Genomic DNA, 12,383 nt, shown 5'->3' on the forward strand with positions numbered 1-12,383 from the left:
TGGTGGCTATAGACCCGCAGGTCAGGTGTCCCGCTTCCTGATGAGGTCATTCCTCACGTTTGCCAACGACGTGCCGAACTCATTCTCAGCCAGATCGAGCGTCGTCAATAACAGAGCCTCGGCATGAGTGAGAGCGACCTCCAGGTCGTGGTGCCACAGCCCTTCGAGCCGAGGCGCAAACTCTGGCGGAAGCAGCCGACACTGGTCGAACAGCGAGTGCTGCCACTTGACCAGTCGATGGGATCGGTAGATCCGGTTGATGGCGAGAACTGCGTCGAAGACTCCCTCCCCCACTGCGGCCAGCAGTGATCGGACAGCAATGGCGTCACCTCGTGCCACCAATACCTCTCGGTGACGCCAACCAGGGAACTGACCCGGGGTCAAAGACCGCTCCACCAGGGAATGGACCAGCCTATCGGGAAAAACTGCCGCTCGCTGCCGCCACTCCGCCAGCATCTGACTGCCCCGCAGCGCATAGGAACTGCGCAGTGCGGCTAAACGAAAATGCTTGACTGTGTCGAGATTCCCCTCGATCAGGACAGCATCAAGGAAAGCGTCCACTGTGTTGACTCTAAAGTTGCTGACGGTTACCGGGAGTCCATCGAAGCGATAGTCCTCGCTCCACTCCTGGTCGTCCTCGTCGTAGTCCCACAGTGTGGTCAGCTCGGCGCCAAGGTGCTTGATGGGCGCCAAACGTTCTTCCGTCGTCGGTGATTCATACCAGTAGCAGTCGATCTCAAGGTCAGACCAACGATCCGCCAGCCCAGCACCCACGGAACCTGCGACGGCCACCATCGAGAGGTTCGGCGCGGAGCCATATGCTTCGGCAATGCGCCTTGCTGCCCTTGAGCGCAGCTCCACTTGATGGTTCATCGGCAATGTCCGTTTCGATGTGCTGTCCCAGCACTGGTCGCCGGGGCAACTTCGCGCAACCACTCAAGCCTCGCAGGAGCTGCTGTCGACTCGAGTTCACTCTCGTTCATCATCTTCAGTCTCACTAGCTTCATATCACCACCCACACCCACGCCATTATGCTGGTGTCGCCCGGATTCCGACAGGGGAAGGCAAATGCGAGACGTCAGATCTGAGAGCTCCCAGTATGCCGTGGTCATCGGCGGGACAGGCATGCTCCGACCCGCAGTTCATGCGTTGCTGAAACGCAGACTGAAAGTCGTGGTCGTGGCACGCCGGCCTCATCGCGCGGCACCGACTGGTGATCATCACGACCAATTCCTCCCGGTGGTGAGCGACTGGAGCGACCCCGAGACGCTGGTCGAAGACGTCCTGGCAGCAACAGGACAACATCTCGCCAAGTACCTGATCATCTGGGCGCATTCCCCGCACCGGGAGGCGCTGATGCACGAACTGGAACGCGTTGTTGCCCAGGACGCCCTCGTGTTACCGGTATGGGGCAGTGCGGGGAGGGACCCGCGCGAGGCGCTTACTGAGCAAGCGGATTCATTCGCTGGTCATCGAGTCCGCCACGTCATCCTTGGTTACCTCAGCGGCGTCAACGGTTCACGCTGGCTGACCCACACCGAAATTTCGACCGGAGTTCTCAACGCTATGGAGAGCACACGTGAGATCCACGTTGTCGGACGACTCGACCCCTGGGACAGACACCCCTGAGGCTGCGATGTGGGTAAGGTTTCCCTATGCCAACACCGGAGTACATCAAGGACCTGCGCCAGGACATCGGGCACAAGGAGCTCTTCCTGCCGGGGGTGACAGCGGTGGTACTGCGCCGCAGTGACGATGACGGCATCCCCTTACGGGTTCCCGAGGTGCTGTTGGTGAAGCGCTCGGACAACGGTCAGTGGAGTGCCACCTCCGGCATCCTCGAACCCGGTGAGGAGCCCGGGGTGGCCGCATCCCGCGAGGTAGAGGAGGAGACTCGCGTCGTCGCGCGTCCGGTCCGTATCACCGGAGTCTCTGATCATGGACCTGTGACCTATCCCAATGCGGATAGGTGCTGGTTTCTCGATATTGCCTTTGAGATGGAATACCTATCCGGTGAGCCGGGAATCGGCGACGACGAGTCAACCGAGGTCAGCTGGTTCCCCACCGACGCTCTGCCGCATCCCTTCACCGAGCAGCACCGGGAGCGCATCGAGTGGGCACTCGACGCCGGGGCACCGGCGAGGTTTGTCAGCTGAGGCTCTCTGCCCGCTTGACGACCAGTTCGGCGTGGCGGATCAGCGGGCCGTCGATCATAGAGCCGCGGAACTGGAAGACACCGCCGTGGTGGGGAACTTCTGAAAGCAGCGCCCGGGCGTACTCCAGCTGCTCCTCGGTGGGCCGGTAGGCCTGCCGGATGACCTCCACCTGGCCGGGATGGATGCAGGCCTTGGCGGTGAATCCGCTGCCGACCGCATCGGCCGCCTCCTCGGCCAGCCCTTCGGCATCGGCGATGTCTGCATAGATGGCATCGATCGCCCCCTTCCCATGGGCAGCAGCTGAGAGCAGAACTGTGCTGCGCACATGGCGAGCGATGTCCCGGTAAGTGCCGCCGGGCAGCCGGGATGAGGTTCCCCCGATGGAGGCGATGAGGTCCTCTGCTCCCCACATCATCGCCGCAGTGGCAGGATGAGCAGCAATCAGTGGGGCAGCAGCCGCTCCGGCAGCGGTCTCGCACAGCGCAATGACCTGAGCTTCCGGCAACCTGCGGTGCAGCGCCTCCACGTCGTCTGCACTCTCCGCCTTGGCGAGCATCACATACTGCGGCGCAGCTTCCGCCAGCACTGTCACATCAGCCTGAAAATCCTCGGATCCAGCCGGGTTGACCCGGAACACATTACGGGCCCGGCGCTCAGCGCTCATCCCGGAGAGGTGTTCGACAGCCGCGATCCGCGCAGCAGGCTTATCAGCAGGGGCCACCGCGTCCTCTAGGTCCAGGATGACGGCGTCGGACCGCTCAGCGGCCTTCTGGTAGCGGTCGGGGCGGTCAGCCGGGCAGAACAGGATGGCCGGTCCCAGGGTAAAGCTGGCTGGCTGGCTGGACGTCATGGTCACTCTCCGGCTGTGGCGGCGTCGTCGTTCTGGTGGTGGTCCTTGAGCCAGAGCATCACACTGCGCACGCACTCGGCCACCACGGTTCCGTGCTGGTTGCGTCCGATATGCTTCACGGTCACGATTCCCTGCCCCGGGCGGGAGGAGGACTCGCGCATGCTGAGGATCTCGGACTCCGAGTATAGGGTGTCACCGTGGTAGAGCGGATGCGGGAAGGTCACCGATTCGAAGCCGAGGTTCGCCACGATGGTGCCCTGGCTCAGCTGCGCCACTGAGGCCCCCACCAGGGTGGCGAGGGTGAACATCGAATTCACCAGCGGCTGACCGAATGGCTGGCCGGCCGCCCAATGCGCGTCCAGGTGCAGCGACTGGGTGTTCATGGTCATCGTGGTGAACAGAACGTTGTCGGCCTCGGTGACCGTGCGCCCGGGGGCGTGCTTGAACACGGTGCCGACCTCGAGCTCATCGAAGTACCGTCCGCGCTGCTGCACCACTGGTGGCTCGGATCTCTGCCGGTCAGTCACGATTCCCCTCCCCTGCTCAGTCCAACCCCAGCGAACGGGCAATGAGCATCAGCTGGACCTCGGTGGTGCCCTCACCGACCTCGAGGATCTTCGAATCCCGGTAGTGGCGGGCCACAGTGTACTCATTGATGAACCCGTAGCCGCCGAAGACCTGGGTAGCATCGCGCGCATTGTCCATGGCGGCCTCGCCGGCCACCAGCTTGGCGATGGAGGCCTCAGTCTTGAAGGGTTTGCCGGCGGCCATCAGCAGCGCAGCCTGGTAATAGGCCTGCCTGGCGGTGTGGGCGCGGGCCTGCATCCGGGCGATCTTAAAGGAAATCCCCTGGTAGGAGCTGATCTCTGAGCCGAAGGCCCGGCGCTCCTTGGCATACTGCACCGCCTGGTCCACACAGCCCTGCGCGGCACCGGTGGCCAAAGCCGCAATGGCGATACGTCCTTCGTCGAGGATCCCTAAGAAGTTCGCGTAGCCGCGGCCGCGCTGACCCAACAGGTTCTCCTCCGGGACCCGGCAGTCGGTGAAGGACAGCGGGTGGGTGTCCGAGGAGTTCCAGCCGACCTTGTCGTATCCGGAGCCGACAGAGAACCCTGGGGTGCCGCTAGGCACGATGATGGTGGAGATCTCTTTCTTGATGCTGCCCCCGGGCTGCTGGAGCGTATCGGTGACCGCGGTGACGGTCACCAGCGAGGTGATGTCAGTACCGGAATTGGTGATGAACTCCTTGGTGCCGTCAATCACCCATTGGCCGCCCTCCACGGAGGCCGTGGTCTTGGTTCCAGAGGCATCGGAGCCGGCATCGGCCTCGGTGAGGCCGAATCCGGCCAGCTTCTTGCCAGCCAGCAGATCAGGCAGCCAGGTCTGCTTCTGGGCCTCGTTGCCGTAGCGGTAGAGCGGCATGGCACCGAGCCCGACGCCGGCCTCTAGAGTGATCGCCACCGACTGGTCGATCTTGGCGATCTCCTCCAGTGCCAGGCAGAACGCCAGATAGTCCCCTCCCTCTCCCCCGTACTCCTCGTCGAAGGGCAGGCCGAACAATCCCATGCTGCCCATCTGGGAGATGACCTCGTAGGGAAAGCTGTGCTCGGCGTCGTGCTTGGCCGAGACCGGCGCGATGACCTGTTCGGCGAAGTCGCGCACGGATTCGGCGAGTGCCTGGTGGTCTTCGGATAGCAACTGGGTCATCTCAGGTCTCCTTACTCTCGGGGTCTGCCAGGGCGGCCTCGGGATCTGCTTCCACTGCTGCCACCACCTGTCCCAGGCGGACGGTGTCCCCCTGGCTGACATGGATTCGGGCTCGGCCCTCCAGCGGGGCGGTGAGCTGGTGCTCCATCTTCATCGCTTCGATGGTGACCAGGACGTCTCCGGCGCTCACCTGGTCGCCGGTGACGACGCCGAGCGCCACCACGGTGCCCGGCATAGGTGCCCTGACCTCGGGGACGGCTTCGGTGAGCTCAGCGTCGATCTCCGCCAGCTGGCGCAGGGTCTGGGCCTGGTGGTCCAGGACCGTCAGTGCGCCGGTGAAGTCCTCGGCGTGGATCCACACCGTGGTGCCCTCTGGCCGGCGTTCACCACATCTCAGGCGCACCGGCAGGGTCCGGCCCCCACTGCGCAAGAGGTACCGTCCGCTGCCCGCAGTGGGCTCCAGGGTGATTCTGCCCTGGAATGTCACCTGGAAGGGTGCGGCGGCGTCGTCGTGCTGCGCGAGGACCTGGTACTGGGCAGGCTCTGCTGCGCCGGACCGCCAGCCATCCAGCCGCCAGGCGCTCGGAGTGTCTGCGAGATCAGCACTCGGCATGGCAAACCGCGCGGCAGCCTCAGCGTGGTGCTGCTGCGGCACCGGGAAGGACATGGCCGGCAGCTTCCGCTCGATCATCGTGGTGTCCATACGCCCGCTACGGACATCCGGGTCCTGGACCAGCTGCTGGAGGTATCCGGTGTTGGTGGTCACCCCCAGCACCACCATCTGTCCCAGTGCCCGGTCAAGCCGGGCCAGTGCCTGCTCACGGCAGCCGCCGGTGGCAATGATCTTGGCCAGCATAGGGTCATACTCGGTGCCGATCCGCTGGCCCTCCAGGAGTCCCGAGTCGACTCGTACGCCCACGCCCTGGGGCTCCTCCAGGGTCAGAATCTCTCCGGTGCTGGGCATAAAGCCCGCCTGCGCGTCCTCTGCGTAGACCCGGGCCTCGACCGAATGTCCGGTGAGCCGGACCTCGCCCTGCTCCAGTCCCAGCGGCTGTCCTGCCGCGATGCGGATCTGCTGCTCCACCAGGTCGATCCCGGTGACCTCTTCGGTGACCGGATGCTCGACCTGCAGCCGGGTGTTCATCTCCATGAAGTAGAACGTCGACGGGTCCTTGTCCGAGACCAGGAACTCCACCGTTCCGGCTCCGCGGTAGCCGACGCTGCGGGCCACACTGCAGGCGGCTTCACCGATGCGCTGCCGGGTCTGCTCATCCAGAAGCGTTGATGGCGCCTCCTCAATCACCTTCTGGTGGCGCCGCTGCAGCGAGCATTCACGCTCACCCAGGTGGATGACCCCGCCGTGGGCATCGGCGAGGACTTGAACCTCGATATGCCGGGGTGAGCTGATGAGCTGCTCAATGAACAGCGTGTCGTCGCCGAAGGCGGCCTGAGCCACCCGCCGAGCCGTCGTCAGCGTCTCGGCCAGATCCTGGTGGCGTTGGACAACATGCATTCCCTTGCCGCCACCGCCGGCTGAGGGTTTGATCAGCACTGGAAAAGTCATCTCCGCGGCTGCGGACACCAGCTGGTCATCGCTGAGTCCCGGTTCGCTGATTCCCTGCACCAACGGCACGCCTGCCCGGGCCACGTGGTTCTTGGAACGGATCTTGTCGCCCATGACCTCCAGGGCATGTGCGCCCGGTCCGATGAAGGTGATGCCTGCCTCAGCACAAGCCTGAGCGAACGCGACGTTCTCCGAGAGGAACCCGTAGCCGGGGTGAATGGCCTCAGCACCGGTTGCCTTGGCGGCCCCGATGACTGCCTCAATATTCAAGTACGACGCCGTGGCCGCGGCCGGCCCCAGGCACACAGCCCTGTCTGCCAACGCGACGTGCTTGGCTGCGGCGTCCGCTTCTGAATACACCGCCACCGAGCTGATCGCCAAGCTGTGCAGGGTACGGATCACCCGGCAGGCGATCTCCCCGCGGTTGGCCACCAACACCGTGGTGAAGAGCGCGTCAGTGCTGGTCCCAGCGGAGGGCGCATGTTCCGCCGCCTCTCGGCCTTCTGCGGTGGCGCCTGCTTTCAGGTCTGAGAGTGCCATATCGATCATCACATCCTGAACAGGCCGAAACTGGTCTGAGGCAGCGGCGCTCGCGCACAGGTCTCCAGTGCCATGCCCAGCACCCGGCGGGTGTCAGCGGGGTCGATGATGCCATCGTCCCAGAGCCTGGCAGTGGAGTAGTAGGGCTGGCCCTGCGACTCGTACTTCTCCTTGATGGGAGCCTTGAAGGCGTCCTCCTCATCCTGCGGCCAGTGTTCTCCGACCGCCTCCATCTGGTCCCGCTTGACGGTGGCCAGGACAGAGGCAGCCTGGGTCCCGCCCATCACCGAGATCCGGGCGTTGGGCCACATGAACAGGAACCGCGGGGAGTAGGCTCGTCCGCACATGGAGTAGTTTCCGGCACCGAAGGACCCTCCGATGATCACCGTGATCTTCGGCACCCGGGTGGTGGCCACAGCGGTCACCATCTTGGCCCCGTGCTTGGCGATCCCGCCGGCCTCGTAGTCCCGGCCGACCATGAACCCTGAGATGTTCTGCAGGAAGACCAGGGGGATGCCGCGCTGGTCGCAGAGCTCGATGAAGTGCGCTCCTTTCAGCGATGACTCCGAGAACAGAATGCCGTTATTGGCCACGATTCCCACCGGATGCCCGTCAATGCGAGCGAACCCGGTGACCAGCGTGGTGCCGTAGTCGCGCTTGAACTCGTGGAATAGGCTACCGTCGACGATCCGGGCGATCACCTCACGGACCTCGAAGGGCTGGTTCACATCCTGCGGGATCAGCCCGTAGAGCTCTTCGGCCCGATGCTCCGGTGGGGCGACGGGCTCAATTCCCCAGGCTCGCGGCACCGGTGGCGGGAGAGTGGCGACGATGTCGCGGAGGATCTGCAGTGCGTGGTCATCGTTCTCAGCAATATGGTCAGCAACCCCGGATTCCGCGGTATGGACTGTGGCACCACCCAGATCCTCGGCAGTGACCACCTCACCGGTGGCAGCTTTCACCAACGGCGGCCCGCCCAGAAAGATGGTGCCCTGGTTGCGTACGATGACCGACTCATCACTCATCGCCGGGACATAGGCACCGCCGGCGGTGCAGGCGCCAAGGACTGCGGCGATCTGCGGGATCTTCTTGGCCGAAAGGTTCGACTGGTTGTAGAAGATCCGGCCGAAGTGGTCTTTGTCGGGGAAGACCTCATCCTGCATCGGCAGGAACGCGCCCCCGGAGTCCACCAGGTAGAGGCAGGGCAGGTGGTTCTCCTCGGCGATCTCCTGAGCCCGCAGGTGCTTCTTGGCAGTCATCGGGAAGTACGTACCGCCCTTGACCGTGGAGTCGTTGCAGACGACCATCACCTGCCGGCCGTGCACCACGCCGATCCCGGTAATGATCCCCGCGCCCGGGGCGTCGTCGTCATACAGACCGTGTGCTGCCAATGCTCCGATCTCCAGGAACGGACTGCCCTCATCCAGGAGCCGCTTGACCCGCTGGCGGGGCAGCAGCCTGCCCCGGTCGAGATGACGCTGCCGAGATTTCTCAGACCCGCCCAGAGAGACTTTGTGCAGGTGCTCACGCAACTCTGCGGCCAGTTGCCGGTTCAGCTGCTCATTGCTGCGAAACTGCGCTGATTCAGGGGCCGCTTGGCTCAGGAGTGATTCCACAACATCCTCCTTACTGGTCTGAGCACGCCTAAACGAATTTGAGTTAATGTAGACTAACTGAAACTAAAGATAGTGGTGGTGATCACTTTTGTCCAGCTCAACAGTCGACTACACCGGCCAACGGCCCAGAACCCGGCGACAGGCCGAGAAGGAACAGCGCTACCGAAATCTCCTGGAAGCAGCGGGCCGGCTCTTCGGCACACATGGCTACGCCTCCGTGACTCTTGACGATATCGGGAGCAGCGTGGGGGTTTCCGGGCAGGCCATCTACCGGCACTTCAAGGGAAAGCAAGACCTTTTGGGCCACCTGCTGGTGGAGGTCAGCGCCGGGCTGCTCGAGGGCGCACAACAGATTCAGGCTGAGGAAGCTGACATCGAGCAGCGGATCGATAGGCTCGTGGCGTTCCACGTGGATTTCGCACTCAGCAGCCCGGAGATCATCCGCGTCCAGGAGCAGGAGATGCTCCAGCTGCTCGAAGCCGACCAGCGCAGAGTGCGGCGAATGCAGCGGGAGTACATCCGCATCTGGACTCAGGTTCTTGGCACCATTCACCCGCAGGCAAGCCGAATCCAGCTGCGCACCCGGATTCACGGGATTTTCGGCTTGATCAACTCCACAGCACATTCGTTGAAGCATTCCTACGGAGATCCCCCCTCCCCCGAGGAAGCCGCTGAGATCTCTTTCACGCTGACAAGCATGGCCCGGGCCACCATTGAGTGCACTGCCTTGTGAGCCTCATCACGCCGTGCTAGCTTGAGTTTAGGGTCATTAACTGGAATCTGGCGCAGTGACCCGCCCACGTGGTTCCTAGCCGTTGAGGAGATCATATGAACGCTGAGGACATATCCCCTCCGGACAATGACCGGCTCACCGGCGCGCACAGCACCGGTCCCACTGACACCCCCCTGCTGGAAACAACAATCGGTGCAGCTCTGCAACGCACCGCGGAGAGGTTCCCCGACCATGAGGCACTGGTGGATGTCCATGCGGGCAGGCGCTGGACCTATGCGCAGTTCCACCATGATGTCCGGCGCCTGGCGACCGGTCTGCACCGGGCAGGAGTGGTCAAGGGCCAACGGGTGGGGATCTGGGGGCCGAATAGCTGGGAATGGACGCTGACCCAGTTCGCCACCGCCGAGCTGGGCGTCATATTGGTCACCATCAATCCTGCCTACCGCCAGCGCGAGCTCAATTACGTGCTGGAGCAGGCCGGAATCACAACGGTGGTGGCATCAGGCGCGTTCAAGACGCAGGACTACCCCGCCATGCTCTCAGCGGCCCATGCTGAACTCGGCTCACTGGACCTGACGGTCATCATGGGTGATGACATCTGGAACGAGCTCGTCAGGACTGAGGCCGATGACGAGGCGTTGAACCGCATCGGCGCCGGACTGACCAATGAGGACCCGATCAACATCCAGTACACCTCCGGAACCACCGGGTTCCCAAAGGGTGCCACGCTGAGTCATCGCAACATTCTCAACAACGGGTTCTTCGTGGGCGAGATCAACCGCTACACCGAGGCCGACCGCATATGCATCCCGGTGCCGTTCTACCACTGCTTCGGCATGGTGATGGGAAACCTGGCGGCCATCACACATGCCTCAGCCGCAGTGATCCCCGCGCCGGCCTTCGACCCGGAAGCCACCCTGCGCACCGTAGAGAGCGAGCGCTGCACCAGCCTCTACGGGGTGCCGACCATGTTTATCGCCGAGATCGGACTGGAGAACTTCGCGGAGTTCGACCTCTCTTCCCTGCGCACGGGGATCATGGCTGGTTCGCCGTGCCCGGAGGAGATCATGCGCAAGGTGATCAACACCATGAACATGTCCGAGGTCACCATCTGCTACGGCATGACGGAGACCTCGCCGGTCTCGGCACAAACTCAGCCCGATGACCCTCTCGACCTTCGGGTCGGCACCGTCGGACGGGTGGGGCCGCACGTGGACATGAAGATCATCGACCCGGCCAGCGGCGAGACGCTGCCGGTCGACACCGATGGTGAGATCTGCACCCGTGGTTACCTGGTGATGAACGGCTACTGGGACAACGAGCAGAAGACTCGTGAGGCCATCGATGCCGACGGCTGGATGCATACCGGCGATCTTGGATGCATGGACGCCCAGGGGTATATCAGGGTCACCGGACGTATCAAGGACATGGTGCTGCGAGGTGGAGAGAACATCTACCCCAGGGAGATAGAGGAGTTTCTCTACACCCACCCGGACATCATCGATGCACAAGTGATCGGGGTCCCCGACGACACGTACGGCGAGGAGCTGATGGCCTGGGTGCGGGTGGATGACTCTGCCCCACCGCTCACCGCGCGCAGCCTCCAGGAGTTCTGTGCGGGCCAGCTGGCCAGGTACAAGATCCCCCGGTACCTGGTTGTCGTCGACGAGTTCCCGACCACTGTCACCGGGAAGGTGCGCAAAGTACAGATGCGTCAGCAGGCAGTGGACCTATTGGCCACTCCCGGAACTGTCGATGACGCACGGGCTCATCCCGGGTGAGTCATCGACATGACATCGAGCGCGCTGTCGAGCTGCTCCTCGGTCAGATCGCCGCGCTCCAGGTAGCCCAGCTCCACCACCGCCTCGCGCACGGTGACCTTGTTCTTCACCGCGTGCTTGGCGATCTCGGCGGCAGCCTCGTAGCCGATGTGCTTGTTCAGCGGGGTCACCACAGACGGTGAGGCGCCAGCCAGGAAGGTGCAGCGCTCGGCATTGGCGGTCAGACCCTTAATCATCTTGTCTGCCATCACCCGGGAGGTGTTGGAGAGCAGACGCACAGACTCCAGCAGGTTCGCAGCCATCACCGGAATACCCACATTGAGCTCAAAGGCCCCGTTGGTGGAGGACAGTGCCACTGTGGTGTCATTGCCGATGACCTGGGCGCAAACCTGGATGGCGGACTCACAGATCACCGGGTTGACCTTGCCGGGCATGATGGAGGATCCCGGCTGCAGATCCGGGATGGCCAGCTCACCCAGGCCGGTGTTGGGGCCAGAGCCCATCCAGCGCAGATCATTGTTGATCTTCATCAGCGAATAGGCGATGGTGCGCAGCTGCCCGGAGGCCTCCACCAGTCCGTCGCGGTTGGCCTGGGCCTCGAAGTGGTCCCGGGCCTCGGTCAGCGGCAGGCCGGAGTCTTCGGCGAGATTGGCGATGGCCTTCTCAGCAAAGCCCAGCGGGGTATTGATGCCGGTGCCCACTGCGGTGCCGCCCAGCGGAACCTCCGCCACCCGCGGCAGCGAGGAGTCAATACGCTCGATGCCGTAGCGGACCTGGGCTGCGTAGCCGGAGAACTCCTGGCCGAGGGTCACTGGGGTGGCGTCCATCAGATGGGTGCGGCCGGACTTCACGATCTCGGCGAACTCACCGGCTTTCTCCTCCAGCGCCTCAGCCAGGTAGGCCAGGGCTGGCTTGAGGTCGTTGATCAGCGCCGAGGTGGCGGCCACGTGAACGCTGGTGGGAAAGACGTCGTTGGAGGACTGGGAGGCGTTGACGTGGTCGTTGGGGTGGACTTCGGAGTCCGAGCCCTTATCGGCCAGGTACTTATTGGCCAGGCTGGCCAGGACCTCGTTGGTGTTCATGTTCGAGCTGGTGCCCGAGCCAGTCTGGAAGACATCCACTGGGAAGTGCTCGTCCAACTCCCCTGTGACCACCTGATCGGCGGCGGCCACAATCGCCTCCGCCAGGTCGGCATCCAGCACTCCGAGTTCGGCATTGGCCTGCGCGGCGGCCTTCTTCACCCGAGCCAGAGCCTCGATGTGGGCCGGCTCAAGAGTGCGCCCGGAGATCGGGAAGTTCTCGACTGCGCGCTGGGTCTGCGCACGGTAGAGGGCATGGGCTGGCACCTTCACCTCGCCCATGGTGTCGCGCTCAATACGGTACTCGGTCTCAGTGGAGGCAGTGCTCACGTTCGCTCGCTCCTTGCGTGGTAATCC

The 12,383-nt window shown here is 63.6% G+C and carries 11 protein-coding genes; 4 read left to right on the forward strand and 7 right to left on the reverse strand.

Translation table 11 applies throughout. The features are described from left to right. Positions 1-21: 21 nt before the first annotated feature. Complete coding sequence (locus DVO78_RS01725) at positions 22-873, reverse strand: hypothetical protein (RefSeq protein ID WP_157983804.1); 852 nt, start codon at positions 871-873, stop codon at positions 22-24. Between the two features lie 306 nt (positions 874-1,179). Between DVO78_RS01725 and DVO78_RS01730 the strand changes: the two genes are divergently transcribed. Together DVO78_RS01730 and DVO78_RS01735 are read left to right on the forward strand one after the other, a co-directional pair. Beyond that, a complete protein-coding gene (locus DVO78_RS01730; protein WP_162301551.1) occupies positions 1,180-1,629 on the forward strand; it encodes a Rossmann-fold NAD(P)-binding domain-containing protein in 450 nt (149 codons plus the stop codon). Between the two features lie 26 nt (positions 1,630-1,655). Next, entirely contained in the window at positions 1,656-2,156 is a 501-nt protein-coding gene (locus DVO78_RS01735; protein WP_120003067.1) for an NUDIX hydrolase, read from the forward strand. On the opposite strand, the gene DVO78_RS01740 is transcribed toward DVO78_RS01735, so the two are convergent. The 5 genes from DVO78_RS01740 to DVO78_RS01760 are packed head-to-tail and all read right to left on the reverse strand — an operon-like array spanning position 2,149 to position 8,421. Next, the gene (locus tag DVO78_RS01740; protein ID WP_120003068.1) at positions 2,149-3,006 is read right to left on the reverse strand and encodes an HpcH/HpaI aldolase/citrate lyase family protein; all 858 of its coding nucleotides are present in this window, start codon (positions 3,004-3,006) and stop codon (positions 2,149-2,151) included. The genes DVO78_RS01735 and DVO78_RS01740 overlap by 8 nt on opposite strands. A 2-nt stretch (positions 3,007-3,008) precedes the next feature. Continuing rightward, positions 3,009-3,533, reverse strand: coding sequence for a MaoC family dehydratase (locus tag DVO78_RS01745; protein ID WP_238385080.1), 525 nt, complete (start codon positions 3,531-3,533; stop codon positions 3,009-3,011). Between the two features lie 16 nt (positions 3,534-3,549). Beyond that, entirely contained in the window at positions 3,550-4,713 is a 1,164-nt protein-coding gene (locus DVO78_RS01750) for an acyl-CoA dehydrogenase family protein (protein WP_120003069.1), read from the reverse strand. A gap of 1 nt (position 4,714) precedes the next feature. Beyond that, positions 4,715-6,817, reverse strand: a complete 2,103-nt coding sequence (locus DVO78_RS01755) for an acetyl/propionyl/methylcrotonyl-CoA carboxylase subunit alpha (RefSeq protein ID WP_120003170.1) — start codon at positions 6,815-6,817, stop codon at positions 4,715-4,717. Positions 6,818-6,825: 8 nt separating this feature from the next. Continuing rightward, complete coding sequence (locus DVO78_RS01760) at positions 6,826-8,421, reverse strand: carboxyl transferase domain-containing protein (protein WP_420799047.1); 1,596 nt, start codon at positions 8,419-8,421, stop codon at positions 6,826-6,828. Positions 8,422-8,521: 100 nt separating this feature from the next. On the opposite strand from DVO78_RS01760, the gene DVO78_RS01765 reads away from it, so the two are divergent. Continuing rightward, on the forward strand, positions 8,522-9,166 hold the full coding sequence (locus DVO78_RS01765; protein WP_120003071.1) for a TetR/AcrR family transcriptional regulator: 645 nt from the start codon (positions 8,522-8,524) through the stop codon (positions 9,164-9,166). Positions 9,167-9,261: 95 nt separating this feature from the next. Further along, positions 9,262-10,947, forward strand: coding sequence for an AMP-binding protein (locus DVO78_RS01770; RefSeq protein WP_120003072.1), 1,686 nt, complete (start codon positions 9,262-9,264; stop codon positions 10,945-10,947). On the opposite strand, the gene DVO78_RS01775 is transcribed toward DVO78_RS01770, so the two are convergent. Beyond that, positions 10,935-12,308, reverse strand: a complete 1,374-nt coding sequence (locus DVO78_RS01775) for a class II fumarate hydratase (protein ID WP_238385098.1) — start codon at positions 12,306-12,308, stop codon at positions 10,935-10,937. The two genes, DVO78_RS01770 and DVO78_RS01775, sit on opposite strands and share 13 nt — an antisense overlap. Positions 12,309-12,383: the final 75 nt, after the last annotated feature.

This window comes from Nesterenkonia muleiensis (genome assembly GCF_003600155.1).
Classification (GTDB): Bacteria; Actinomycetota; Actinomycetes; order Actinomycetales; family Micrococcaceae; genus Nesterenkonia; species Nesterenkonia muleiensis.

What these genes read in the sequence shown, in the direction of transcription:
- DVO78_RS01725 (WP_157983804.1), bottom strand. Translation starts at nt 873, where the DNA reads ATGAACCATCAAGTGGAGCTGCGCTCAAGGGCAGCAAGGCGCATTGCC.
- DVO78_RS01775 (WP_238385098.1), bottom strand. Translation starts at nt 12,308, where the DNA reads ATGGGCGAGGTGAAGGTGCCAGCCCATGCCCTCTACCGTGCGCAGACC.
- DVO78_RS01755 (WP_120003170.1), bottom strand. Translation starts at nt 6,817, where the DNA reads ATGGCACTCTCAGACCTGAAAGCAGGCGCCACCGCAGAAGGCCGAGAG.
- DVO78_RS01740 (WP_120003068.1), bottom strand. Translation starts at nt 3,006, where the DNA reads ATGACGTCCAGCCAGCCAGCCAGCTTTACCCTGGGACCGGCCATCCTG.
- DVO78_RS01770 (WP_120003072.1), top strand. Translation starts at nt 9,262, where the DNA reads ATGAACGCTGAGGACATATCCCCTCCGGACAATGACCGGCTCACCGGC.
- DVO78_RS01735 (WP_120003067.1), top strand. Translation starts at nt 1,656, where the DNA reads ATGCCAACACCGGAGTACATCAAGGACCTGCGCCAGGACATCGGGCAC.
- DVO78_RS01750 (WP_120003069.1), bottom strand. Translation starts at nt 4,713, where the DNA reads ATGACCCAGTTGCTATCCGAAGACCACCAGGCACTCGCCGAATCCGTG.